Genomic DNA, 23817 nt, shown 5'->3' with positions numbered 1-23817 from the left:
CAGCAACACCGGGCAGAGGCTGCATTCAGCGATCTTTATAGATGAATGTTATTTTGTCAGCGAGTGAATTTCAGCCACGTAGCCGCCGGGGAATTGTACGATCGCGGAATCCCTCTGGTCGGACGCGAACGGCGCGACGAGGATCGCGGCGCCGGATCCTGTCGCCTTGGCCAGCGTATCCTTTAAGTTGGCGACCTCGTATCCGGTGAGTTCGCGGCCGTAAGGGTATGGTAGATGTCCCTCCGTGACAAACACGGTCATCTTGCCGAACACGGATTCGATGCGGATGCGTCTATAGATGTCCTTGGGACGGCCGATCTCAATGCCGGCCGCCTTGGCGTCGTCGGAAACGACCTTCCCGTGGGAGAAGTTGAGGAAGCTGCGCGTGAACCCGTCGGCCCGCTCCGGAGATACATAGACTCTGTTTTCGGGTATGGTCTCGAACGGCGCGTACGACGGTTTCGTCGTGTGCCAGTACAGTTGCATATTCACGCCGCCCGGCCACTGGATCACCGCGTCGCGGCCGATCGGATCTGGAAACGTGGCGACCAGAACGTCGGCGCCCGCAGCCTTGGCAGCCTCAATCGCTTCATCGATGTCGCTGACCAGATATCCGGTCCGCTCCGCGCCGAATGGATAGGGTATCGGCGTCTTGAAGCCGAACAGGGAGACGGTGCCGACCGGTGTCTGCAGGAGCTGCGATGTCGTGCTGCTGGGCGTCGGTGTCACCGTGGCGACGACCTGCTTCGTGCTCTGCCCGCCAAAGGTGGCGAGGAAGCTGGAAACGAATTTCTCGACATCCTCGGACGCCACATAGACGTGGGTCGTGTCGTATTGCGCACCGACGCCGACTTGGGAAGCCGACTGGTGCTCTAAGTCCTCTGCAACGGCTGCAGATGCGCCACCGAGCAGCGACGCGAGGAGCAGGAACTTGATCAGATGACGGTCGCCAATCATGGGAAGCCTCGCTTCTGGAGTGCGCTGTGTTCGCGCAGGGAAAGCACGGAGATGAGCACCAGGCCCGCGATCAGGCCGAGATGCTCGAAGAAAGAGTTCAAGGCCATGAAGCGGTCGTGGCCGTCCATGGCCCAGAAATTGTTTGCAGCCAGCATGGCAACTGCAGTCAGGATGCCCAGGCCGCCGGCACCAAGCCAGACGAAGCATCCGAAAATCACTAGCGCAGAGCTGCCGAGTTCCACAACGATCGCCGCGATGGCCCAGAGCCACGCCGGCTCGAGGCCAAAATGTGCCTGCTCCGCGACTGCGCCGTTGAAATCAACGAGCTTCTGGATCCCGCCTATCAGGAAGGCCGAGACCAGCGCGGTTCTCGAGATCGGCAGCAGCCACGGCCAGGAAAGAATGGCCGCGGTCCAGCACGGAGTGTCGGTCCTCGGCTTCATCTCACACCGCCCAACAGGCGCAGCCGAGAGCACCCCAAAAGTCCTTGAGGTCCGAAACCGGGAGCCTGCTTGACCAGGCACGGGCATGATCATGGCCGTGCATCGCGCAAGCATTGGCGCAGCCGCAAGCCTGCATGGCGAATGCTCTCACCGCCCGAGCCTTGCCGTCCGAGCCGACCCAATTGCCGTACCCGCCGAAGCTGCGCACCGGCGACCAGTCCGGCATCGCCGGCGGCGGGCCGACGTCACCAAGTAATTTGAAGTCTCCAGCGCAGTAGACGATGCGGCCGCCGACGACGGTGAGGTCGCTCGTGATGTCCGCGATGTCGGCTTCGGCACAGGCGAAAAAGTCTCTGTCCGGGACGAGCATATCCGCGAATTGACCCACCTGGATGCGGCCCTTCTTGCCTTCCTCGTTCGAAAACCAGGTCACGTTCTCGGTCCACATCCGAAGCGCGGTCTCACGGTCGAGGCAGTTGCGCTGCGGATAAAGGCGCAGTCCGCCCACCGTCATGCCGGTGACGAGCCAAGCGAGCGAGACCCAGGGATTGTAGGAGGCGACGCGAGTGGCATCGGTGCCGGCAGATATCTTGACGCCCTTGTCCAGGATCTTCTTCACCGGCGGCGTTGCCTCGGCCGCGCCAAATCCATAGCGCTCGACGAAATATTCACCCTGATAAGCCATCCGGTGCTGCACGGCGACACCGCCGCCGAGCGCGGCAATGCGGTCGATGGACTGGTCGGAGATGGTTTCGGCGTGATCGAAGAACCAGTGCAGACCCTCCAAGGGCGTGTCCTGGTTGACCTTCTCGAACACATCGAGCGCCCGCGAGATCGTTTCGTCATAGGTCGCGTGCAGTCGCCAAGGCCACTGGTTCTGGACGAGGATGCGTACGACGTCTTCCAGTTCGCCTTCCATCTCTGGCGGCATGTCGGGGCGCGGAACGCGAAAGTCCTCGAAATCGGCGGCGGAGAACACCAGCATTTCACCAGCGCCATTGTGGCGGAAGTAGTCGGTGCCTTGCTTGTACTTGGAAGTCCTGGTCCAGTTCAGGAAGTCGGCCTTCTCGCTCTTCGGCTTCTGGGTGAAGAGGTTGTAGGCCAGACGGATCGTGAGCTGTCCGTCGTCGGAGAGTTTCTGGATGACGGCATAGTCCTCGGGATAGTTCTGGAAGCCGCCGCCGGCATCGATCGCGCCCGTGACCCCGAGACGATTGAGCTCGCGCATGAAGTGGCGAGTCGAATTGACCTGGTAGTCGAACGGCAGTCTTGGTCCCTTTGCAAGCGTCGCGTAGAGGATATTGGCGTTGGGGCTTGCGAGCAGCAGCCCGGTCGGATTGCCCTTTGCATCGCGCACGATTTCGCCGCCCGGCGGCGCGGGGGTCTCCCTGGTGTAGCCCACGACGCGCAGCGCAGCGGCATTCAGGATAGCGCGGTCATAGAGGTGCAGGATGAAGACGGGCGTATCGGGCGCGACGGCATTGAGCTCGTCGATGGTCGGCAGCCGCTTCTCCGCGAACTGGTGTTCGGTGAATCCGCCAACGACGCGCACCCATTGCGGCGGTGGCGTGATCGCCACCTGCTTCTTCAGCATGGCCATCGCGTCGGCGAGCGACCAGACGCCGTCCCAGCGCAGCTCCATGTTGAAGTTGAGCCCGCCGCGGATGATGTGGAGGTGATTGTCGATCAATCCCGGTAGAACGCAGCGTCCCTTCAAGTCAATGGTTCTGGTCGAAGGCCCAGCCAGCTTCAGCACGTCCTTGTCATGGCCGACGGCCGTGAACACACCGTCCTTGATGGCGACCGCGCTGGCGACTGGATTGGTGCGGTCAAGCGTGGTGAAGAGCCCGCGGTGGAAGATGATATCGGGAACGCTCATGATGCCTTCTCCGCCGCGCTGACGCTTGACGTTTCACCGCCGGCCTGCCGCCCGGGCAGCATTCCGAACATATGCGGCGCGCATTTCGCCTGCCGCCAGGCGGCAGATAGCCCCGAGCCCGCCATCACTTGCTTGGCGACGGGGATCGCCTGCTCGCCAATGAGGATGCCGAGCAGGCCTACCAGCGCCACCAGCGGCGGAGCCGGCGAGCGAACGTTGAGGAGGCTGTAGATCACGCCGACGAGGACGCCGGCACCAAGGGACAGGACATAGATTTTCATGACGCTTCCTCTTCAGGGTTACCGCCGACGGTTCTCCGTCGGCGGCAGATGCGACGCGTCAACCTTGCATCAGGCTGCCTGCTTGCCCGACGAACCGACGCGCTTTGCGTTGTCGTAGCTCTCCATGACCGCGCGGTAGTTCGGAGTGGCCACGGTGTAGATATCGGCGATTTCTGCGCCTTCCGGACGTCGCCAGGTGCGGTGGAGCTCGCTGATGGTCGCGTTGGTCGAGGTCGGCACAATGCCGCTCTGGATGAAACGCGCGAGCGTCGTGCGTGAGACGAATTCCGTGGGATCGCCGGAGGCGTCCATCACCGCATAAACGTTGAACCCTGCGGCCTTGGCGTCGAGCGCCGGGAACATGACACAGACGCTGGTCCAGACGCCGGCCATGATGAGGGTCTTCTTGCCGGTCTCTCGGACCGCCTTCACATAGGCCTCGTTGTCCCAGGCATTCACCTCGCCCTGCCGCGGCACGTAGATGGCCTGCGGCGCCAGCTTGGCAATCTCCGGCATGATCGGACCGTTGGGTCCGTCTGGCACGGAAGCCGTGGTAATGATCGGGATATTCAGCAGGGTGGCGATCCGGGTGAGCGCCATGACATTGGCGCGCAGCTCGGCGACGGTAATGTCCTTGACCGTCTGGAAGAGGCCGGTTTGGTGATCGAGTAACAACAAGGCCGTATCGTCGACATTGATCAGGGCCTTGCCACCGCCGCTGGGAAGAATATGAGTCATTTGGTGCTCCTGTGCTCTTCAGATTTGATTGCCGTTCGTGCAGTCGGAAATTGTGTGGCTCTGATATGAAGGACGGGGCTGCTGCGAACAATGATCCGGGAGAGCCAAACGACTGGCTCGGGAACGCCATAGGAAATGTTGAACAAGCGAACGACCTCGTCGGCCTGGATGCGCGGTGTCGCCAACACGCTTTCCGCGCAGGGGCTCGACGTGGTCGCGTTGTTTGCACAAGCCGGACTTCGCATCGAAAATCTGGAGCATGGCGATTTTCGCTGGCCGACCGAGGGGATCAACAGGCTTTGGACGATCGCCGCCGAACTCTCGGGCAATCCGGACGTCGGCCTGTTCACCCCGGACACGCCACGGACCGACCACTACGGGCTCGTCGGCTATGCCATGATGTCGAGTCCAGACCTCGAGACCGGCCTTGCACGGCTGATCCGCTACAACGGTGTTGTCAGCAGTGCCTCCACGATCAGTTTCGAGCCGGCAAAGGGCGGCAAGTGGACGCGCGTGGAGCTTTTTGGCAATGAAACTCCGATTCCCCGTCAACGCTATGACTACATGGCGCTGATCATGCTGACCTTCTGCCGTTGGATGCTCGGTCGCCCCATCAAGCCCCTCTCTGTCGCCTTCATGCATAAGGCGCCGACCTCGCTTGCGGCCTATGACGAGGCCTTCGGTGCGCCACTGCGGTTCAACGCGGCATTCAACGGCTTGCTCATCTCCCGCGAAGATCTGGCCTGCAAGCTTGCGACTGCCGCCCCCGAACTTGCAGACGTACACGACCGCATCGCCTTGGAGGCGTTGCGCAGGCTGGAAAAGGCCGAGATCAGCCGTCGCGCGCGCGAGGCGGTCGTGCGTCATTTGCCGGACGGCGCGCCGTCGCGCTCGACCATCGCCGCGGCGCTCAATATGAGCGATCATACCTTCCAGCGCCGTCTCACCAGCGAAGGCACGTCGTTCAGCAAGCTTGTCGACGAAACGCGGCGCGAGCTTGTACAGCATCATCTGACCGATACGCGGCTGAGCTCTTCCGAGATCGCTTATTTGGTGGGCTATGCCGACCAGAGCACGTTCTTCCGCGCCACCCATCGTTGGTTCGGCGAGTCGCCGGGCGAATACCGCGCGCGCGTGACGGCGGGCCATGAGCGGGAAATGGGCGGGCCGCTCCACAAGTAGGATCAGCGTAGTTGCGGATTGCTTTGCCACCTTCACTGTCCTTGAACAGAGGTACCTGATCCCTCGGCAAGGTCCCCCGCACCGAGTGATCGAAAAAGATCTTCATGCCCCGGCGTCACTCGGCTTTGGTGCGCGCCTCGGACGCATGCTCGCCGAGCGCCCATTTCGAGAAGCGGACTTGGATCCCGTAGGGCGAGTGGGCGCGCAGGATGTCCATCACGCCCTCATAGGTTTCGGAGCGCGCCCAGTCCTGTTGCAGCTCGAAGACGTATTGCAGAGACGTGATCGGAACCGCGCCCGCCTGGACCGCACGGTCCATGGCGCGGTTATGCGCCTCGACTGAAAGATCTCCGCAGGCATCGGCGGGAATATAGATTTCAAAGCCTTCCTGCATCATGTCGAGCGTCGGAAACATCACGCAAGCTTCGGTCCACAAACCCGCGATGACGAACTTCTTCCGTCCGGTGGACGCGACGGCCTCGCGGAAATTCGGATCAAGCCACGAATTCATCGAGGTACGATCGATGATGTCATGCTTCGGAAACAGTTCGGTCACTTCAGGCATGAAGGGGCCGGAGAACGAGTCTTTGGCGACCGTCGTCAGCACAGTCGGAATCTTGAAAAGCCTGGCCGCTTTGGCGAGAACCTGGATGTTGTTGAAGACGACCAGTCGATCGTGCGACTGCACGCCCTGGTACATCGCAGGCTGATAATCTATCAGGGCGATGGCGCTGTTCTGCGGCGTAAGCATCTCTAGCTTCGACATTGCGGGTCTCCGATGTTTCCTGGACGAGTCGTTGTTTGCGTCGGCGGTTTTGGCGAGCGGGTAGGTACGCTTAACCTCGTAGCTCGTGCGGACCGGCGACTGACGATCCCAGTTCGGCTCAGCTGGAGCTATGCGGAATATTATCGGCTATGGCCTTTCGGGCGGCCGCGCTGGCTGACATACACAGGCGACAACTGATGCTGCTCGACCGGCAGTACAGCTGCAGAATCGACTCTTAGCCAGTGCTGATGCTTCGCGCGCCATTTCGGGCCGGGGCCTCGCATGTAGTGCAGCTCGGGCCGGTAGCAGTCGCGTACGTCCATAACCAGGCTGTGCACGACGCTGGCAAAGTCGGAGACTGTCTCAACCGTCTTGCAGGCAAGACCTGACATTGCGGACCAGCGCGCAGAAGCCGGTGCGATCCCACGGTGACTGACGATGCTCTTCCAGATCATCTTCTTTCTCCGTCCGATTGGATGCGGGCACCGTGATGATCTAGCGGATCGGAGCTGCGACTGCGCCAGAGCGATTGCCGTACCTGTAGAGCGATTGCTGCTAACGCATGCGCCTCGCGCCAATCGCTGCGGGCTTTCGCGGCCCGCGACGCCGTCCATGTCGGCTATTCCTCAGGGAGAAGTGAGATAAAATGTATGCAAAGTAGTCCCGCGATCTTGCCGAACAGAACGCGGCCGACTGCGAGCAGGGACTAGGCTGCGCCGTCACAAATAGTGACACAAAGCTCAAGACTTTGTTCGAAAGCGTCAGCCCTCTGCTTCAGTGAATGGAAGGGCAACGCACCCTTCTATTGAACGCGCGCCTCTTCTAGAGCGTGATGATCAGACAAAGCACCGCCGCTTCGGAACGAGACCATTGAGGCACCGCGGCATCTCTTGTGAGGGAGTCGATAGCTCTCCCAAAAGAGTGTCAGTGTTGTTGTCCATCCGCGAAGCGTCGCTCGGTGTAGCATCCGCAACTCAGTTCGACAGCAGCAGGCCGCGACCGTTCGCCGCACTCGATTGCAATTCAGTTGCAGAGGGGCGTGTGATGGCGGCTTGCAGCATGATCAGGCAAAGCACCGTCGCTTTGGGAAAGACGTCGAACCCGTTGAGCGCCTAGAACGCATGCCGAACGCTCAACGAAATGCCCCTCAACGGCGAGGACAGATCCATGAGCAGCAAGCCAGTCTTGCGCGATCATTCGCAGAACAATCAGCGAGACACTTCGCAGGCGCAGCAGCACGATTTGCCTATCGGCGAGTGTCCTCACGCCGATGCGGAGATGACGCGCGTGCTCAAGATGGCGCCATTGCGCATGGCTTCAGACCCAACCAGCGGCGTGATCACCTTCTGGAGGCATGATCCCCTGCACGACGTCGTCCGGCCCATGGCCGACCACGTCATCATGACATTCCCTGCCGAGCCAGTGAAGTTCGAGCGCCGTGACGGTAAAGCGTTTGTACATGGAATGACACGTCCCGGGACTGTGACGGTCATTCCGGCCGGTTCATCCTCACGATGGGACATCTACCAGCCTTTGAGTGTCCTTCAGCTCTATCTACCGCAGGCAACGCTCAATCGCGTTGCCCACGAAGCCGGCACAACCGCTCCAGGCGACCTTGTGGAGCGCACTGCGCATCCTGACCCCATTACATCCCGCTTGCTCCTGAGCGCGGCCGACACCCTGGAAGGCTGTGCAGCGCTGGATGCGCTGTTCAGACACCAACTGACGGATCTTCTGGCGACGCGCCTGCTCACGGCGTACGGCGGCTCACCCGCAACGATCCAGCCGGTCATGGGCGGACTGTCGCCCAAGGCGCTGGGGCGTGCCATCGAACGCCTGCGTTCGGACAGCGACGCGGACCTATCGCTTGCCGCGCTGGCTGCGGATGCGGGCCTGTCGCGCTTCCACTTCTGCCGCGCTTTCAAGGAAAGCACCGGATTGTCGCCGCATGCCTGGCTGCGCCAGCACCGGCTCGAGCAGGCCATGAACATGCTGCGTGACACCGATGTGTCGGTCGTCTCGGTCGCAGCGGCGCTCGGTTATTCCTCCCAGACCGCCTTCGCCGCAGCGTTCAGAAAGCTGACCGGTGAAACGCCGAGTGACTGGCGAAGACGCATGCGGTGAACACCTCCTGCGCCGACGCTGGCCTGGCGAATGCCAAATGCGAGTTGCTTACCAAGCATGTGAATGTTGAAAGGCACCAGGCGGCTGTGACGGACTGTGCGTTCCGCCCGTAGCATGGATAAGTTCGGCAACGATGGCATCACCGATATCGAGTGCAGCGTCGAAAGGAATCAGGAGATGAAGACATTTCTCAGCATCGGAGCGGGCCCGGGAATGGGCTTGGCGACCGCCGAACGCTTTGCCAAAGAGGGTTTCCAAGTGGTTTTGGCCGCTCGGAACGTCGCCAAGGCGCAAGAGTTGGCCGAAAGGCTCGTAAAGAAGGGCTACAGGGCCAACGCGCGCAAAGTGGACGCGGGTGATCCGAGGAGCGTCGCGGAACTGGTCGCAGAGGTTGAGAAGCAGCACGGTTCAATCGACGTCTTGCACTACAACGCCGCATCCGCGCGCAAGGCGACCCTCTCTGAACAGCCGCGCGAAAGCTTCCACAGCGATCTTGCCGTGAACATCGGAGGGGCGCTTGTCGCCGCTCAGGCGGTCGCCCCGAAGATGGAGAAGCAGAGATCCGGCGCGATCCTGTTGACGGGAGGTGGCTTCGCACTCGCTCCCAGCCCGGACTATCTCTCGATCAGCATCGGCAAGGCCGGGATTCGCGCTTTGGCTCATGGACTTTTCGAGCCGTTCCGAGAAAAGGGAATTCACGTCGCGACGGTGACTGTTTGCACCTTTGTTTCCCCCGACTCACAGGAGGCCTCGTCGGTGGCCGAACACTTCTGGCGGCTGTACAGCCAGCCGAAGGACTCCTGGACCGTCGAAGCGAGCTACCCTCCTGCGATCGCATGACCAGGGAATTGGCTACCCGGGTTGCTCCTCGCAGGCGTTAACAGCAATCGCTCTACAGGTACGGCAATCGCTCTGGCGCAGCCCCAGCTCCGATCCGCTAGATCCTCACGGTGCCCCATGCACGACGGACGGAGACAACGATGACCTGGAAAACTCATGTCGCCCTCCTTGCTATCGCACCGCGGCGGAGGGCCATAGCCACCGCACTCGTGTACGGACTTTCGCTGGCCGTTCGCTTCACCTCAGCAACCGGCGAGCAGGTCGAAATTCCTGCGCAATCCGTGCAAATGACCAATCCGCTGATGTCCATCATGACCGGAGGTGGCGCTCGGCTTCCTTACGCCGACCGGGACCCGAACACTGCCCAGCCGATCTCCTTTCGCCACGGCTGGTCGCTGCCGTTGTCGTCGATGCCGGGCTGCCAGGCCCGTTGAGAACTAGCAATTTCGCTTCACGTCTTCGCGTCGTTGTCGAATGCAAGAAGCTCTCCCGGACGGAGAGCGGCCGTGATGACGCGCGTGAGCCCGGGAGGTTCAAACAGAGGAGTTGATCACGTGCGATTAGTTATCATTGGCGCCGGCTTCGCCGGAATGTACGCTGCACTTTCGTCCGCTCGTCTGCGCGACATCCACGGCGTTTTGCCAGAGGAACTCGAAATCGCCCTGGTTGCTCCGGAGCCGACGTTGGTGGTTCGCCCGCGACTCTACGAGCCGAAGCCCGAGACACTGACGGCGCCGCTGCTTGACGTCCTCAAGGCCATTGACGTCGTCTACGTGCAAGGCAGCGCCGAAACGGTCGACACCAAGTCCCGCATGGTGCAGATCGCTACCGCCAAGGGCACCCGGAAGACACTCTCCTACGACCGCCTCGTCGTGGCCACCGGCAGCCGGCTGTTCCGTCCGAATATCCCCGGCCTTGCCGAGCACGGCTTTTCCGTGGACTCGCTGAATGATGCGGTTGCCCTCGACAAGCATCTGCACAGCCTCCCCGGCCGGCCGGCCGTGAACGGGCGTGACACGGTCGTCGTCACCGGCGGTGGCTTCACCGGCATCGAGACGGCAACCGAAATGCCGAAGCGGCTTCGCGAGATTTTCGGCAAGAATGCCAAGCCCCGCGTCATCATTGTCGAACGGAACACCGTGATCGCACCCGATATGGGCGAAGCCCCGCGCCCCGTCATCGAGGATGCGCTGCGCAAGCTCGGCGTGGAGACGAGGCTGGGTGCCTGCGTCGCCTCGCTCGACGAATCCGGCGTCACGCTGGTCAGCGGCGAGCACATCGAAACCGAGACCGTGATCTGGGCGGCGGGCATTCGCGCCGCGCCGTTAACGCAGCAGATTGCTGCCGAACGCGACAAATTTGGCCGGTTGCTGGTCGACCGCGACCTGCGTGTGCCAGGAGTGACTGGCGTGTTCGCAACCGGTGACGCCGCCCGCGCCGCATGTGACGATGTTGGAAACTACGCGCTGATGTCATGCCAGCACGCCACGCGAATGGGCGCCTTTGCCGGCAATAACGCTGCGGCGGAACTGTTGGGTGTTCCGACCAGGCCCTACCATCAGAGGGGTTACGTCACCTGCCTCGACCTCGGCGAAGCCGGCGCGCTGTTCACGCGTGGCTGGGGCCGCGAGGTGGCGATGGTCGGCGACGTCGCCAAGAAGACCAAGCAGGAGATCAACACGGTCTGGATCTACCCGCCGCGCGCCCAGCGTGCCGCCGCTCTGGCCTCGGCAGATCCGGAGCATGTGACTGATGTGACTGGCTTCTTCTGAGCCCTTCGCGCGAAACGGGCCGCGGAAGCGCGGCCCGTTCAGATAGGCATCGGCGGTCATAATCGGAGGACGTCATGACGCATCTCAGCACGAAAAGAATGATCGGACTGTGGCTCTGCCTCGGCTCCGTCGCGGTCGTGGCCGGCGGATGGGCCTATGCCAATTCAAGCGAGACTTCGACCGACAACGCCTATATCCGAGGCGACGTTACCTCGCTCGCTCCAAAGGTTTTGGGCTACGTCACCGCCGTGGAAGTGCAGGACAACCAGAGCGTCCACGCGGGTGACGTTCTGTTCCGGATCGACGATCGGGACTACCGCGCGCGGCTCGCGCAGGCGGTAGCCAATGTCGACGCCGCGGAAGCCCGTCTCACCAATGTGGATGCTGAGATCCAGCTTCAGCATGCCCTTATCCGGCAGGCTGAAGCGCAAAAGCGTTCGAGCGCGGCCGAGATGAATCTGGCCACCAAGGCCTCCGATCGTCGCCGCGAACTCATCCGCACCAATGCCGTCAGCCAGGCCCAGGTCGATGAAAGCGACGCGGCGCTGTCGAAAGCAGAGGCGGCCGTCGCCGCGGCGGTGGCAACAATTGAGGCCCAGAAGCAGCGCATCGCCGTCCTCGCCAGCCAGCGCGAAGCCGCCGTGGCTGCGGTGGCGCAGGCAGAGGCCGCTCGCGATCTTGCGCAAATCGATCTCGACAACACCATCGTGCATGCACCGGTCGACGGCGTCATCGGCAACCGGCAGGTCCGCATCGGCCGCCTTGTCGCTCCGGGCGCCTCGTTGCTCGATATCGTTCCGGTCAGGGATGTGTGGGTCGTGGCGAATTTCAAGGAGACCCAGGTCGAGCATATCCGGCCCGGCCAGCGCGTCCGCATCATCGTCGACGGCTACAGCCACACGACGCTTGACGGCGTGGTGGACAGCTTTGCGCCCGGCAGCGGCTCCGCCTTCAGCATGCTCCCTGCCGACAATGCAACGGGAAACTTCGTTCGCGTCGTTCAGCGCGTGCCAGTGAAGATCCGCTTCACCAACAATCCTTTGCCCGGCCGGCTTGTACCGGGCCTGTCGGCGCGCGTCGACATCGATCGGGAGAGTGGCTCATGAGCGCGGTCATCGCCTTTGCGCCGCGCGCCGAGCGATCTGCGGCAGGAGCCCTGTTCGTCGCAGGCATCGTGCTGGCCACGCTGACGGAGGCGATCGCAGGCACCGTCCTGTCGCTCGGGCGCGGCTACATCATCGGCGACACCCATGTAACGCCCGATGAGTTTGCCTGGCTCGACGTCGGATACACCGCGCTGAAACTTATCGCCTTCATGACCGCTCCCTCGCTGATGAACCGTGTCGATCCGCGCCGCCTGATCATCGGCTCAACGCTGATCATGGGCGCCACTTGCGGCATTACCATCGTCACACCCCGGCTCGACCTGCTGATCGCGCTCCGCATCGTGCAGGGCTTCTCCGGCGGCATCCTGCTGGTCGCAGGCCAGGCGATGATCTTTCACGCCTATCCGCGATCCCACCAACCACTCCTGCAAGCCTTGTTTGCGATGGGATCCGTCGTCGCTCCCGCGACGATCGCTCCTGCCTTGCAAGGATGGTTGATCGATGCCCGGTCCTGGACGTGGATTTTCTTCAGCGTTGTCCCGGTGGCGCTGGCGGCTGCCGGCCTGCTGTTGATCGCTGACAACCCGAAGCCCGTTGCGCAGGTGCGCCGCCCGTTTGACTGGATCGGGCTGACACTGATCTCAGTCGCACTCTTCTGCTTCACTTATGTCCTCAACCAGGGCAGCCGATGGGACTGGTTCGCCGAACCCGGCATCCTCTGGCTGACCGTGATCGGCGCAGCCGCTCTGTTGGCATTTCTTGGCCAGCAAGTGCTGATCAGGGGGCGCGGCTTGCTCGACTTCACCCTGTTCGGTTGCGAAGATTTTTGCTTCGCCTTCGTCGTCAGTTTTGTCGCTGGCGCCGCATTGTTCGGCAGCGCATTCCTGATCCCGTCTTTTGCCGTATCCGTTCTCGCCTTCAGGCCGACCGACGCCGGGCTTCTCTTGCTGCCAAGCGGCGCGTTCTTCGTTGTCACCCTCCTGGCCGCCGCACTTCTGATGCAGGTTCGTCGCGTTCCTCCGATCGCCACGGTTCCCTTCGGCATCCTGATGATCATGGTGGCGATGTGGATGTTGTCCGGCTCGACCAGTGAAAGCGGCGCGCACGACATGATGGCCGCCATCCTGTTGCGGGGCCTCGGCCTTGGCTGCCTATTCCTGTCGATCACCCTGATCGCATTCGGTGACCTCAACGAACGCAACCGCGCGGCCGGCATCGGTCTCTTCAATACGGGGAGATTGCTTGGCGGTCTCGTTGGCGTCGCTGGCCTAGAGACGTTGATCGAGCACAACGTCGCCGCCAATTTGACCGTGCTCGGCGCCAACGTCATATCAGGCGTTCCTGCCGTCGGCGAGCGGCTGACCGCGACGGCGGCGATGCTCGCCACAAGAGGAATGGACGCGATGGCCGGCCGGGCCGCCATCAGTCTCCTGGACCGGACGGTGATCGATCAGTCCACCGTGATCGCCTTTGACACGGCGTTCAATGCGGTCGCTCTGCTCTTTGTATTCGCCGCACCCGTGCTGGTTACGATCAAGATCGGCCTGCACCGGTATATGCACCCTGCGCAGTCACCTCGGGCCGAGGAGCCGCAGATCACCGGCATCGCGATCTCAGTCGACGGCGGCCGGACCGCGCTGCGCCCCGAAGCCAATCAGCCATCCGTCACAAAAACGGAGACGTCTTCTGAAGTTCAGCGGATACGTGGCAGATCTGGCGCGGTGCACCCGGTTGCAAAGGCCGGGGTCATGCGGGCAACCCCGCGTTCCGAAGCCCTTCCAACATAAGCGTCGCGTTTGTTTGGCCACCCCGGGCGATCCAAGCCGATATCGTGAAGTCGGGATCGACCTCAAGCAAATGCGCTGCCGCCTCGCGAGCTTCAGCGTCACGTCCGAGATGGGCTAAAGCGGACGCGAGGCAGCAGTAAGCCCCCGAAAAGGAGGGCAACTGACGAAGGGCTTTTTTCCCCGCGGCGATAGCCTCGTCAAAGCGACGAAGCTCAATCAGGGCCTGCCCCATACCGGCAAGCATCAGGTGCAGCCGCGGGTCTACCGGGCTCATGCGAATGGCCCGTTCAAAGCTGGGAATCGCTTCCTCGGGCAACCCTGCAATTCTATAGACCTGGCCTCTGCAGCTCCATGCCACAAATGAATTTGGGTTGAGCTCGACCGCCCGGTCAGCCATTTCAATTTCACTTTCACGATCGCCGACCATGTAAGCCGATGTCACCGCAGCCACTGCTATCGCATCCGGATCATCATCGTTGATGCTCAATGCCAAGCGAAGAAGCCGAATTGCCTCCTCCCTGTCGAATTGAGGATCGACCGCATAGCCCAAAAGGACGTTTTGCATGTGACCGGCACCTGCGAGGGCAGCGGCCAGGCCGAACCCTGGGTCCAACGCCAAAGCGCGATGAGCCAGCCTTATCGCCTCTGCCAACCCTTCGCGGGTCGTCAGGTAAAACTGCGACATCGCGCGCAGAAAAAAATCGTAGGCGGTGAGGTTCTCCGGTCGCCGCCGGGTGGCCATAGCAATTTCTGTCTGCAGCAATCTTGGTTGAATGGCCGAGACAACCGCGACGGTGACTTCGTCCTGCAGAGCGAAAATATCGGTCAGGTCACGCTCGAACCTGTCCGCCCATAGGTGCGCGCCCGTCACAGCATCAATCAACTGGCCTGTGATACGAACCCTTTCTGCCGCCTTGCGTACCGACCCCTCAAGGGTGTAGCGCACGCCGAGCCTGCGTCCGACCTCCTTTATATCGACGGCTTGGCCCTTGAAGGTGAAGCTCGAATTGCGGGCGATTACGAACAACCATTTGAAACGCGACAGCGCGGTGATGATTTCCTCGACCATCCCATCGGCAAAATACTCCTGCTCGGGATCGCCGCTCATGTTCTCGAACGGCAGCACGGCGATGGAGGGCTTGTCTGGTATCGGAGGCGGGGTCTCAGCCTCGACATTCGGCGCACCCACCTCATAGGCCCTGATCGGCTCTTGGATGTTCTTCACCTGCTGAACACCAAGGTCCACAAAGGTCATCGGCAGGACCTTGCGCACCTGTTCATATGTCGCACCGGAGATGCACGCGCCTCCGGGCTTGGCAATGGACTGCATGCGAGCGGCGATGTTCACGCCGTCCCCAAATAAGTCGCCAGCCCGGACCATCACGTCGCCAATATGAACCCCCATGCGGAAGGCGATGCGGCTACCAGGCGAGAGGCTGGCGTTAGCCTCGGCTAAGGCGACCTGCGCATCCACGGCACACTGGACGGCGTCCACCGCACTGCGAAACTCGGCGAGCACACTGTCACCCGCCGTGTTGGCTATGCGGCCCCTGTGCTCCCCAATGAGCCTATCGAGGATCGCGCGGCGCTCAGTGAGACCCTTGAGCGTCCCGACCTCATCGACACCCATGAGCCGGCTGTAGCCCTCCACGTCTGCCGCGAAGACAGCCACAAGCCTCCTGGTGACGTCCGAAAGGTCTGACATACGGGGCCCCAATGCCACCTGTAGAGGCCAGTCTGTGGTGGCGAACGCACGTCCGTCAAGCGGCCGTAGTCATCCAAGCGTGCGACATATGCTTGCCCTCGGTGGGTGCGGCGCGCCTCACAGACAGTCGTTTCGGTCACAATCGGACGGCATATCCGCTTGCCCGCTTGGCGGAGGTGCATGCGATAGCAGCAATCGCTCTATAGTGACGGCAATCGCTCTGGCGCAGTCGCAGGTCAAGTTCGATAGACCATCACAGTGACAGACCAGCAATGAGCGTGTCACCGGTCTCTGAACACCTCACCAGCATTGACCACGCTTCCCACGCGGGAAGCGCGGCCCGCGATCAAGCGCGAAGGTCGAACGCAGGAGTTTTCAAGATGAATGAGATGATCCGCAACACTCAGGAGGAGACAAACATGAGCCTGGACTACACCTCGAACTCCGTTAAACCGAGGCCCGACGAGTTGGTTCCGTCGCGCTATGCGCTGCAGATCGGCGACATCGACGTGCTGGTGGTCAGCGATGGCGTATTAACGTTGCCAGGCGCGATGTTGGCGCACAACGCCGACCCGGCCACCCGGGCGGCTTGGCTAAAGGACAATTTCCTCCCGCCGGACGCGTTCGATTGGGCGCTGAACGTGGTCGTGGTGCGCAGCGGCGGCCGGACCATCCTCGTCGACGCCGGGATGGGGGTGGAGTTCCCATTGCCGAAGGCCGGACAGTTGGTCCACCGATTGGAGGCCGCCGGCATCGATCTTTCGTCCGTGACCGACGTGGTGCTGACCCACATGCATATGGACCATGTCGGCGGGTTGCTCGTCGAAGGCGTGAAGGAGAGGCTGCGTCCGGACCTGCGGATCCACGTGGCGGCCGCCGAGGTCAAGTTCTGGGAGGCGCCCGATTTCTCCCGCGTCTCCATGCCGGAAGGTTTCCCGGATGCGCTTCGGCAATCGGCCAAGCGGTTCTTGAAGGAGTACCGCAGTAAGTTTCGGACGTTCGAGGACGAGTGCGAGGTGGCGCCGGGGGTCAAAGTCTGTCGCACCGGCGGCCACACCCCCGGGCACAGCGTGGTCCGCGTGGCGTCCGGCGGCGACCGGCTGACATTCGCCGGCGACCTCGTGTTCACGGTCGGGTTCGAACACCCCGACTGGCACAACGGCTTCGAACACGACCCCGAGGAGGCGGCCCGCGCCCGAGTCCGTCTTTTGCGGGAGCTGGCTGCGAACCGCGAACTGCTGGTGGCCACTCATATGCCGTTCCCGTCCGTCGGCCATGTGGCGGTCGCCGGTGACGCCTTTCGTTGGGTCCCGGCCATCTGGGACTACTGACCGCTCGCTGGGTCAGGGCAGCAACACAGAAATCAAGCGTCTCGTGACAACGGAGAATCAAACATGAAGATCGTCGTGATCGGCGGCACTGGCCTGATCGGCTCGAAGACCGTCGCCATTCTGCGCCGGGGCGGCCACGAGGTTGTGGCCGCCTCGCCTCAAAGCGGTGTCAACACCATCACCGGCGAGGGGCTCAAGCAGGCCATGGCGGGCACACAGGTGGTGATCGACCTCGCCAATTCGCCTTCATTCGAAGACAAGGCGGTGCTGGACTTCTTCGAGACCTCGGGCCGCAACCTGCTCGCGGCGGAGGTCGCAGCGAATGTCCGGCACCATGTTGCACTATCGATCGTCGCCACCGACCGGACAGACAATGGCTATTTCCGCGCCAAGGTCGCCCAGGAGAAACTGATCAAGTCATCCGGCGTCCCATACACGATCGTCCGCGCGACCCAGTTCCTGGAATTTCTCCGCGGCATCGCCGATTCAAGTTCGGATGGAAACAAAGTCAGGCTCCCGCCGATCTTGTTCCAGCCGATCGCGGCGGATGACGTTGCTGCCAATGTTGCCGACGTGGCACTCGCGCCGCCGCGAAGCGGCATCGTGGAGATCGCCGGCCCGGAGCGCGCACCGTTCAACAAAATCATTGCCCGCTACCTGAAGGCGGTTGGCGACCCGCGCGAGGTCGTGAGCGATCCCGAGGCCCGATACTGGGGCGGCCGGGTCGACGAGCACTCGCTGGTGCCATTGGGCGAGGCACGCCTCGGCCGCATCGGTTTGGACGAATGGATCCGCCGCTCACAGGCAGCGGCCTGATCCCGCATCGCAAGTAGGCCCGCTCTGTTACGAGCGGGCCTCGAACAACGAAAGAAAGAGGCGACTATGACAAACAAACTCGCTGCGTTGGCTCTGCTGTGCTTCATGACCGGCACGGCGGTGGCTGAGGAGCCTAAGGTCACGCCACTCATGTCCAAGGATCTTCCGGAAAGCCCCGGCAGGGAAGCACTGATGATCACGGTCGAGCATGCGCCCGGCGGATCGAGCGCCATTCACCGGCACAATGCCCATGCGTTTGTCTACGTGCTGGAGGGCTCCGTCGTGATGCAAGTGAAGGGTGGACAACCGGTGACATTGACACCAGGACAGAGCTTCTACGAAGGTCCAAACGACGTTCATGTCGTCGACCGGAACGCAAGCGATACAAAGCCAGCGAAATTCCTGGTGGTCTTGATCAAGAACAAGGGCGCGCCGGCGCTCGTGCCCGCACAGTAGTTGTTACAACCAAAGCACATGAAGCCAGCGGCAAATTGATAGATGTTTGCTGCGATGCATGAGCGCGCGGCGGTCGGGAGCCCGCCCAGCTCATTGACCTTCATCACGGCAGGCCGCCGAGCTCCGGCGACTGCCAGAACCATGTGCTCTGCTTCGGAGACTTGTCATGATATTGGGTATGAGCTTGGCGATGTTCACGATGGTCCATGTGATCATCAGCCTGATTGCCATCGTGGCGGGCCTGATCGTGATGTTCGGGATGCTCGGCTCGAAGCGGATGCCGGGTCTCACCGCGATCTTCCTTGCATTCACCATCCTGACGAGCGCTTCGGGGTTTCTGATTCCACCGCTGCTGTTCGAAAAGCTGTTGCCGTCCCATATGATCGGCATTCTCTCGCTGGTTCTGCTGGCGATCGCCTGCTTTGCGCTTTACGGCATGAAGCTCGCCGGCTCCTGGCGCTGGATTTACGCGCTGACCGCGCTGGTCTCGCTTTATCTCAACGTATTCGTGCTGGTGATCCAGTCCTTCCTGAAAGTGCCGGCGCTGCATGCGCTGGCGCCAAGCGTGCCCCCAGCCGAGTTGCCGTTCACCGTCGTCCAGGGCGTCGTGTTGGCATTCTTCGTCGTCGCGATCATCAGTGTGATCCGACGATACTGGCTGATGTCGGCACACGCTTGACTTAGGGTTGATGCATCCCTCTCCGTCGGAGAGACTCGAAGTGACGCAAGCCCATCAATTCGCAATACTATATCCATTGATCGCCGGTGCAGGCGCGGTCGGATGTACGATTTTCATCCATGCGCTGACTTTGGTCGCGTCGATAAACCTCTTTCGTCACGAGAGGAAGCTCGGACGCACGGGCTCAGGCGCTTTGGTCGACCTCTCGATCGTTGCGCTAGTGATCTCATTTGCGTTTGTAGCACATCTGATCGCGATAGCTTTATGGGCTGCCCTGCTTCTCTTCTGTGGAGAATTTCAGGAGGTTGGAGCCGCGTATTACCACTCGGCGGTCAACTACACGACATTGGGTTATGGGGATCTGCTGCTTACTCCGACATGGCGATTGCTGGGTCCGCTCGAGGCAACGAACGGAGTGCTCATGTTCGGGGTTTCGGCCGCAATGGTGTTTGCTGTCATACAGCGTCTGGTTTTGGCCCGGTTTGAGGACCTCAGGTAGGTGCGGTTGTCCGCGCGCTTTGAGGCTTCATCATCAATTTTCCTCGTTCGGCGCGCTCGGTGATACTTGCGCCATCAACACGGCACGGCTCTATGGCCGTGCCAAATGGCCGAGGCCGAATTGCGATGGATGGCCGATCTGTCCGGCTTACGGCTTGACGTAGGTCCAGCCCTTCTCCTGCAACTCCATCACGCGCACCACGCCTGACTTCACGACCTCGGCCTGCCGAACGATCGGTATGTTCTTGTTTTCGGCCTTCTGCATTTTCTCCTGGGTGTTGCCGCAGGCCTTGAACGAAACCTCGGGGGTGCTCAGGGCCATCTCCTCGATGCGCGCCTTTACCGGCGAGGTGTCTTCACGCAACATGTTCAGGCCGGGCCCAAACGTGACCACCTCGATCTTCACTTTCTCGCCAGAGCCCTTGTAATACTGAGCCACGTTCGTTGCGTTGTTGAGCGCGAGATTCATCGCGGCGGCGTCGTTGGTATTCACCTGCAGGATCAGGTGATGTTCTTTCTTCGTTGCGGAGGGGTCGTCCATACGCGCAAGCGCGGATCGCGTCCGCGTCGACGTCGTTCGCTTGGCTATGTGGTGCCTCGCGTGGCTCGCCTTATGCACGACGGGTTGCCCGTCTGTCGGCGTCCAGTAGTTTCCGCCCTGCTCGGCGGCCGCAAACGACGCGGACACCAGAATGGCGATCGCTCCCATCGCGACCGCTTTTGCAACGTGATGAAACTCGATCATTTTGCGTCTCCATCGAACAAAATCAATCTGCATACCATCAACGGTTCGGTGTCGCGATGGCGAGCGGCCATTTGCACGCCGCGGCCATCTTCGCGCGCACCGCGTCTATCCCGGCGAGGGAGAACGTTCCGTCATGGGCGGTCCCGCCCCGAGGGGAGAGGAGAACAATGAGGTCGCCGCCATCCGGAAGCGACTGCAGCAGGCGAACAACGTCCCCGGCGAAGGCAACGCCAGGACCGAATGCCGGCACGGCGGCAGCCACCTGCACCGCCGGGCGATCGTTCACGCGATAGGAAATTGTATCATCACCGCCCTCGCGGGAGATGCCGGAGCCCGCGAGCGCCAGCTCCGTCCGGCCGGCGCGACAGCGTATCGATAACTGCATCGCCAATTCGTCGGTCGCGCTGCGTGACGATGTGGTAGCGGTTGCGATCGGTGAGTAATCTACGGGTGAGGTGGTCTGGCTGACGATCCAGTCGTCTTCGCGTGTCTGGCGTTGCTGTGGCTGGGCGGTTCGCGTCAATTTATCCAGACATCCCAGACGATCCGCGTGTTCCTTCTGAAGGCAGGAACGGAGCTGCGCGGTCTGATCCTGGGCTAACGCAACACCGCCTGTAGCCCCGAGTGCGATAAGCAGAATCGCGGCGCGTTTCATTGTGATGCACGTGTTGTGCGGAGTTGACGATCCAGCCACGCCTGCGCAGCAGGGACGCGCGTGAGACCCGGAACCGTCGCAGCGAGGTTGATGGATTTCCACTTTGGATCAAAACCCGGACCCTGCAATCTGTCGATCCGGGAGAATAAATGGTCGATGAAGCGCGCGACGCGCTCGGAACGGTTCGAGTTGGCCGGCCAGTTGAAGGCGACCAGAGCGGTCGGCACGGCGATCGTCGAAACCCGTTCGCCCTGCTTGATCAAATTAGGATAGTCGGTGCTATCGAGGGTGGCGGGAAGATAGTAATCCTCGAACTTGCTCTCGTATGGGACGGGCAGGAACTTGAAGCCTGGCTCCCAACGGCCCTTCACGAAAGCATCCACCGGCTTCGATGTAATGAAGACGACGGCTGACATCTCGCCTTTGCGCATCTGCTCGAGCGCGATCTGGTGTGGAATGAACGTCTTTTCCACGTCGATGTTGAGGCGGCTGAAGATCAGCGGCCCCGAATAGGCCGCTGCGGTGCCCTGCGTATTGAAATTGACCTTCTTGCCGGCGAGATCGTTCAAGCTCCGAATCTCCGGTCGAACGAGGATCTGCAGCTCGGACGGAAACAGATTCAGGACATAGGCAATTCGTCGCTGGATGTCCGGAACCTGGCTCTTGTATTCCTCGAGCGCGTCGGAATTGATGATCGCCGCATCGATGCCGCGCAAATAGAGCAGGGAATTCACGTTTTCCGTGGCCCCGCGGGTGACGACCGGAAGAACGTGCAGGTTATCCCCATCATCGACCACACGGGCGATCTCTGCCGCCAGACGGATCGGCGCGCCCTCGAGCAGACCTCCGGCCAGGCCTACCGTCCAGGCGTTCATGGAGATCACCTCAGGCTTTGCCTGCGGAGGCTCGGGCCGTGACAGGCGAACCTTGTGAGGCTTGTTTTGCGGCTGCGCATCAGCCCCAGGCTGAATGGCCAGGAGGAACGGTGTGAGTGCCGCGAGCAAGAGCAGCCGACGCAATCCTAAAAACCTTTTCATCAACCAGCTCCTCTAAAAATGCTTGTATCAGTATCGGCACTTTCAATGCTTGATCGCGCATGGTCGGCTTGGAGAAGCGCCGAACAAGACGATGCTACCGACGCAACGCCTCGAGTCGCGCCTTGGCTTCCTTGATGCCTCCAGCTTCGGCCTGCGCATAAAGACTTTGCGCTTTAGTGGGATCGCCTTTCGTTCCATATGTTCCGAAATTTGGAAGGACCAGCGGATCGTAGGTTTCCGCGAGCGCGAAGCTTGCTTGCGCACTGCCCATCTCAGCGGCGCGCTCCAGCACGATCCGTGCCGCGCCGATGTTTCCCTGTCCGAGCAATGCGCTCGCGCGCGCGACCAGTTTCGCCGCTTGCACCGTTGCGTTAGGATTGACCTGGGCATCGCCCTGGCTGCGCGCCGCTATGGCCTTATCTTGGACTGGCTTGTCTCTGACCGGTTTGTCTTGGACCGACTTATCTTGGACGGGTCGGCTCTGGATTGGCCGTGCCGGCTCTGACGGCGGCTCCTCGCGCACGGCCTTGGCGGTGGCAGCCAGCGGCGGAGACGCAGCCGAGGAGATTTTCGACACAAGTGCGTCGTTGCCTTGACGCGCCGACGCGAGCTCCTTTTCCAGTCCCGTGGCGCGCTCGCGCTCACGCTGCAACAGGCTGCGTAGCTCGGCCGAGTCTCGCTCTCCGGCCTGCTTCATCCGTGCGACTTCCTCGCTCGCTTTGGATGCGCGCTTGGTCTCCGCGTCGAGATCGCGGTTTGCCTTCGCGAGATCCCGGGCCAGCTGCTCAGTTCGCTCGCGCTCTCGTTGCTGCGATTGCCCCAAGTCGGCGGTCTTGCTCGCCTCCGCTTGTTTGAGCTGCGTCGCTTCCTCGCTGGCTTTGGCCGCTTGAGCTTCGTACGCGTAGATCTTGCTGCGTGCCATCGAGAGATCCTGCGCCAACGCATCGGCTCTCTCGTGCTCCTTCTGAACCGATTGTCTCTTCTCCTCGGCGCCAGCTTTTGCGGCCTGCGTCAGCCTGCCGACTTCGTCGCCCGCCTTTGCCGCTAGCGCCGTCTGCGCATCGATATCTCGTCGCGCGACCGCAAGCGCCTGCTCGAGCTGACCGGCCCGATCCCGCTCCTTTTGCAGGGATTTCTGCAACTCTACGGAGTGATCCTCCGCGGCCCGCTTCAGCTGGGTGACCTCGGCGCCCGCCTTTGCCGCAAGCGCTGTCTGCGCGTCAACGTCGCGTGTCGCCACCGCCAGCGCCTGCTCGAGTTGACCGACCCGATCCCGCTCTTGCTTCAGGGATTTCTGCAACTCCGCGGCGTTGCCTTCGGCGGCTTGCTTCAGTTTGGCGGTCTCATCGCTCGCCTTTGTCGCGCGTGCCGTCTGAGTCTCGACATCGCGTCGCGCGGCAGCAAGCGCCTGTTCAAGCTGGCCGGTCCGGTCCCGCTCCTGTTGCAGGGATTTCTGCATTTCCGTGGAGCCACCCTTCGCCGCCTGCTTCAGTTCGGTGACCTCATCGCTCGCCTTTGTCGCGCGTGCCGTCTGCGTCTCGACATCGCGTCGCGCGGCAGCAAGCGCCTGTTCCAGCTGGCCGGTCCGGTCCCGCTCCTGTTGCAGGGATTTCTGCATCTCCGTGGAGCCACCCTGCGCCGCCTGCTTCAGTTCGGTGACCTCATCGCTCGCCTTTGTCGCGAGCGCCGTCTGCGTCTCGACATCGCGTCGCGCGACGGCAAGCGCCTGTTCCAGCTGGCCGGTCCGGTCCCGCTCCTGTTGCAGGGATTTCTGCAACTCCATGGAGCCACCCTTCGCCGCCTGCTTCAGTTCGGTGACCTCATCGCTCGCCTTTGTCGCGAGCGCCGTCTGAGTCTCGACATCGCGTCGCGCGGCGGCAAGCGCCTGCTCCAGCTGGCCGGTCCGGTCCCGCTCCTGTTGCAGGGATTTCTGCATTTCCGTGGAGCCACCCTTCGCCGCCTGCTTCAGTTCGGTGACCTCATCGCTCGCCTTTGTCGCGAGCGCCGTCTGAGTCTCGAC

Annotated in this window: 24 protein-coding genes; 12 read left to right on the top strand and 12 right to left on the bottom strand. The window is 61.9% G+C overall.

The window, feature by feature from the left end; genetic code table 11:
• Positions 1–48 precede the first annotated feature (48 nt).
• The 5 genes from Q3C01_RS03330 to Q3C01_RS03310 form a co-directional block, all read right to left on the bottom strand.
• Positions 49–957: a glyoxalase gene (locus tag Q3C01_RS03330; protein WP_458143772.1), complete on the bottom strand. Its 909-nt coding sequence runs from the start codon at positions 955–957 to the stop codon at positions 49–51.
• On the bottom strand, positions 954–1400 hold the full coding sequence (locus Q3C01_RS03325; protein ID WP_458143770.1) for a DoxX family protein: 447 nt from the start codon (positions 1398–1400) through the stop codon (positions 954–956). Before Q3C01_RS03325 ends, Q3C01_RS03330 begins: the two co-directional genes overlap by 4 nt.
• A 1-nt stretch (position 1401) precedes the next feature.
• Positions 1402–3279: an amidohydrolase gene (locus Q3C01_RS03320; RefSeq protein WP_458143768.1), complete on the bottom strand. Its 1878-nt coding sequence runs from the start codon at positions 3277–3279 to the stop codon at positions 1402–1404.
• Positions 3276–3560: a XapX domain-containing protein gene (locus Q3C01_RS03315; protein WP_458143766.1), complete on the bottom strand. Its 285-nt coding sequence runs from the start codon at positions 3558–3560 to the stop codon at positions 3276–3278. Before Q3C01_RS03315 ends, Q3C01_RS03320 begins: the two co-directional genes overlap by 4 nt.
• A 69-nt stretch (positions 3561–3629) precedes the next feature.
• Positions 3630–4298, bottom strand: coding sequence for an isochorismatase family protein (locus Q3C01_RS03310; protein ID WP_458143764.1), 669 nt, complete (start codon positions 4296–4298; stop codon positions 3630–3632).
• A gap of 135 nt (positions 4299–4433) precedes the next feature.
• On the opposite strand from Q3C01_RS03310, the gene Q3C01_RS03305 reads away from it, so the two are divergent.
• On the top strand, positions 4434–5480 hold the full coding sequence (locus tag Q3C01_RS03305) for an AraC family transcriptional regulator (protein ID WP_458143762.1): 1047 nt from the start codon (positions 4434–4436) through the stop codon (positions 5478–5480).
• A 115-nt stretch (positions 5481–5595) separates the two neighbouring features.
• Here Q3C01_RS03305 and Q3C01_RS03300 read toward each other — a convergent pair whose 3' ends face one another.
• Both Q3C01_RS03300 and Q3C01_RS03295 read right to left on the bottom strand, forming a co-directional pair.
• Positions 5596–6246, bottom strand: a complete 651-nt coding sequence (locus Q3C01_RS03300; protein WP_458143760.1) for a hydrolase — start codon at positions 6244–6246, stop codon at positions 5596–5598.
• A gap of 140 nt (positions 6247–6386) precedes the next feature.
• Positions 6387–6701, bottom strand: coding sequence for a hypothetical protein (locus tag Q3C01_RS03295; RefSeq protein ID WP_458143758.1), 315 nt, complete (start codon positions 6699–6701; stop codon positions 6387–6389).
• Positions 6702–7413: 712 nt separating this feature from the next.
• Here Q3C01_RS03295 and Q3C01_RS03290 point away from each other — a divergent pair.
• The 6 genes from Q3C01_RS03290 (at position 7414) to Q3C01_RS03265 (ending at position 13875) form a co-directional block, all read left to right on the top strand.
• Positions 7414–8370 carry a helix-turn-helix transcriptional regulator gene (locus Q3C01_RS03290; RefSeq protein ID WP_458143832.1) on the top strand — a complete coding sequence of 319 codons (957 nt, stop codon included), beginning with the start codon at positions 7414–7416 and terminating at the stop codon, positions 8368–8370.
• Between the two features lie 114 nt (positions 8371–8484).
• Positions 8485–9210, top strand: coding sequence for an SDR family oxidoreductase (locus tag Q3C01_RS03285; protein WP_458143756.1), 726 nt, complete (start codon positions 8485–8487; stop codon positions 9208–9210).
• 140 nt (positions 9211–9350) lie between these two features.
• Positions 9351–9644, top strand: a complete 294-nt coding sequence (locus Q3C01_RS03280; RefSeq protein ID WP_458143754.1) for a hypothetical protein — start codon at positions 9351–9353, stop codon at positions 9642–9644.
• A 120-nt stretch (positions 9645–9764) separates the two neighbouring features.
• The gene (locus Q3C01_RS03275) at positions 9765–10982 is read left to right on the top strand and encodes an NAD(P)/FAD-dependent oxidoreductase (RefSeq protein WP_458143752.1); all 1218 of its coding nucleotides are present in this window, start codon (positions 9765–9767) and stop codon (positions 10980–10982) included.
• Between the two features lie 74 nt (positions 10983–11056).
• Complete coding sequence (locus Q3C01_RS03270) at positions 11057–12088, top strand: HlyD family secretion protein (protein ID WP_458143750.1); 1032 nt, start codon at positions 11057–11059, stop codon at positions 12086–12088.
• A complete protein-coding gene (locus Q3C01_RS03265) occupies positions 12085–13875 on the top strand; it encodes an MFS transporter (protein ID WP_458143749.1) in 1791 nt (596 codons plus the stop codon). Before Q3C01_RS03270 ends, Q3C01_RS03265 begins: the two co-directional genes overlap by 4 nt.
• Here Q3C01_RS03265 and Q3C01_RS03260 read toward each other — a convergent pair.
• The gene (locus tag Q3C01_RS03260) at positions 13835–15580 is read right to left on the bottom strand and encodes an adenylate/guanylate cyclase domain-containing protein (protein ID WP_458143747.1); all 1746 of its coding nucleotides are present in this window, start codon (positions 15578–15580) and stop codon (positions 13835–13837) included. The two genes, Q3C01_RS03265 and Q3C01_RS03260, sit on opposite strands and share 41 nt — an antisense overlap.
• Before the next feature lie 380 nt (positions 15581–15960).
• Between Q3C01_RS03260 and Q3C01_RS03255 the strand changes: the two genes are divergently transcribed.
• The 5 genes from Q3C01_RS03255 to Q3C01_RS03235 all read left to right on the top strand — a co-directional run bounded on the left by Q3C01_RS03255 (position 15961) and on the right by Q3C01_RS03235 (position 19361).
• Positions 15961–16911: an MBL fold metallo-hydrolase gene (locus Q3C01_RS03255; protein ID WP_458143746.1), complete on the top strand. Its 951-nt coding sequence runs from the start codon at positions 15961–15963 to the stop codon at positions 16909–16911.
• Between the two features lie 63 nt (positions 16912–16974).
• A complete protein-coding gene (locus tag Q3C01_RS03250; RefSeq protein WP_458143744.1) occupies positions 16975–17727 on the top strand; it encodes an SDR family oxidoreductase in 753 nt (250 codons plus the stop codon).
• A gap of 66 nt (positions 17728–17793) precedes the next feature.
• Positions 17794–18183 (top strand): cupin domain-containing protein, encoded by a 390-nt coding sequence (locus Q3C01_RS03245; protein ID WP_458143742.1) that lies wholly within the window; start codon positions 17794–17796, stop codon positions 18181–18183.
• A 166-nt stretch (positions 18184–18349) separates the two neighbouring features.
• A complete protein-coding gene (locus Q3C01_RS03240) occupies positions 18350–18862 on the top strand; it encodes a hypothetical protein (RefSeq protein ID WP_458143741.1) in 513 nt (170 codons plus the stop codon).
• A 40-nt stretch (positions 18863–18902) separates the two neighbouring features.
• On the top strand, positions 18903–19361 hold the full coding sequence (locus Q3C01_RS03235) for an ion channel (RefSeq protein ID WP_458143740.1): 459 nt from the start codon (positions 18903–18905) through the stop codon (positions 19359–19361).
• A 147-nt stretch (positions 19362–19508) separates the two neighbouring features.
• Here the strand turns inward: Q3C01_RS03235 and Q3C01_RS03230 are convergent, their stop codons facing one another.
• The 4 genes from Q3C01_RS03230 to Q3C01_RS03215 form a co-directional block, all read right to left on the bottom strand.
• Complete coding sequence (locus tag Q3C01_RS03230) at positions 19509–20105, bottom strand: DsrE family protein (protein WP_458143739.1); 597 nt, start codon at positions 20103–20105, stop codon at positions 19509–19511.
• A gap of 37 nt (positions 20106–20142) precedes the next feature.
• Positions 20143–20760, bottom strand: a complete 618-nt coding sequence (locus Q3C01_RS03225; protein WP_458143738.1) for a hypothetical protein — start codon at positions 20758–20760, stop codon at positions 20143–20145.
• Entirely contained in the window at positions 20757–21797 is a 1041-nt protein-coding gene (locus tag Q3C01_RS03220) for a TAXI family TRAP transporter solute-binding subunit (RefSeq protein WP_458143736.1), read from the bottom strand. The genes Q3C01_RS03225 and Q3C01_RS03220 overlap by 4 nt, the downstream gene beginning before the upstream one ends.
• Positions 21798–21891: 94 nt before the next feature.
• On the bottom strand, positions 21892–23817 hold a 1926-nt coding region (locus tag Q3C01_RS03215), incomplete at its 5' end, for a coiled-coil domain-containing protein (RefSeq protein ID WP_458143734.1).

Source organism: Bradyrhizobium sp. UFLA05-109 (genome assembly GCF_054185165.1).
The sequence above is the reverse complement of the archived record's forward strand: the minus strand, read 5'-3'. Positions and strand labels throughout refer to the sequence as shown.

Bases quoted from the DNA above. Each gene is read 5' to 3' on its own strand.
- Q3C01_RS03265 (WP_458143749.1), top strand. From the start codon at position 12,085: ATGAGCGCGGTCATCGCCTTTGCGCCGCGCGCCGAGCGATCTGCGGCA.
- Q3C01_RS03250 (WP_458143744.1), top strand. From the start codon at position 16,975: ATGAAGATCGTCGTGATCGGCGGCACTGGCCTGATCGGCTCGAAGACC.
- Q3C01_RS03245 (WP_458143742.1), top strand. From the start codon at position 17,794: ATGACAAACAAACTCGCTGCGTTGGCTCTGCTGTGCTTCATGACCGGC.
- Q3C01_RS03315 (WP_458143766.1), bottom strand. From the start codon at position 3,560: ATGAAAATCTATGTCCTGTCCCTTGGTGCCGGCGTCCTCGTCGGCGTG.
- Q3C01_RS03230 (WP_458143739.1), bottom strand. From the start codon at position 20,105: ATGATCGAGTTTCATCACGTTGCAAAAGCGGTCGCGATGGGAGCGATC.
- Q3C01_RS03260 (WP_458143747.1), bottom strand. From the start codon at position 15,580: ATGTCAGACCTTTCGGACGTCACCAGGAGGCTTGTGGCTGTCTTCGCG.
- Q3C01_RS03305 (WP_458143762.1), top strand. From the start codon at position 4,434: ATGTTGAACAAGCGAACGACCTCGTCGGCCTGGATGCGCGGTGTCGCC.
- Q3C01_RS03290 (WP_458143832.1), top strand. From the start codon at position 7,414: ATGAGCAGCAAGCCAGTCTTGCGCGATCATTCGCAGAACAATCAGCGA.
- Q3C01_RS03225 (WP_458143738.1), bottom strand. From the start codon at position 20,760: ATGAAACGCGCCGCGATTCTGCTTATCGCACTCGGGGCTACAGGCGGT.
- Q3C01_RS03300 (WP_458143760.1), bottom strand. From the start codon at position 6,246: ATGTCGAAGCTAGAGATGCTTACGCCGCAGAACAGCGCCATCGCCCTG.
- Q3C01_RS03295 (WP_458143758.1), bottom strand. From the start codon at position 6,701: ATGATCTGGAAGAGCATCGTCAGTCACCGTGGGATCGCACCGGCTTCT.
- Q3C01_RS03325 (WP_458143770.1), bottom strand. From the start codon at position 1,400: ATGAAGCCGAGGACCGACACTCCGTGCTGGACCGCGGCCATTCTTTCC.
- Q3C01_RS03280 (WP_458143754.1), top strand. From the start codon at position 9,351: ATGACCTGGAAAACTCATGTCGCCCTCCTTGCTATCGCACCGCGGCGG.
- Q3C01_RS03330 (WP_458143772.1), bottom strand. From the start codon at position 957: ATGATTGGCGACCGTCATCTGATCAAGTTCCTGCTCCTCGCGTCGCTG.
- Q3C01_RS03310 (WP_458143764.1), bottom strand. From the start codon at position 4,298: ATGACTCATATTCTTCCCAGCGGCGGTGGCAAGGCCCTGATCAATGTC.
- Q3C01_RS03255 (WP_458143746.1), top strand. From the start codon at position 15,961: ATGAATGAGATGATCCGCAACACTCAGGAGGAGACAAACATGAGCCTG.
- Q3C01_RS03285 (WP_458143756.1), top strand. From the start codon at position 8,485: ATGGATAAGTTCGGCAACGATGGCATCACCGATATCGAGTGCAGCGTC.
- Q3C01_RS03320 (WP_458143768.1), bottom strand. From the start codon at position 3,279: ATGAGCGTTCCCGATATCATCTTCCACCGCGGGCTCTTCACCACGCTT.
- Q3C01_RS03270 (WP_458143750.1), top strand. From the start codon at position 11,057: ATGACGCATCTCAGCACGAAAAGAATGATCGGACTGTGGCTCTGCCTC.
- Q3C01_RS03220 (WP_458143736.1), bottom strand. From the start codon at position 21,797: ATGAAAAGGTTTTTAGGATTGCGTCGGCTGCTCTTGCTCGCGGCACTC.
- Q3C01_RS03240 (WP_458143741.1), top strand. From the start codon at position 18,350: ATGATATTGGGTATGAGCTTGGCGATGTTCACGATGGTCCATGTGATC.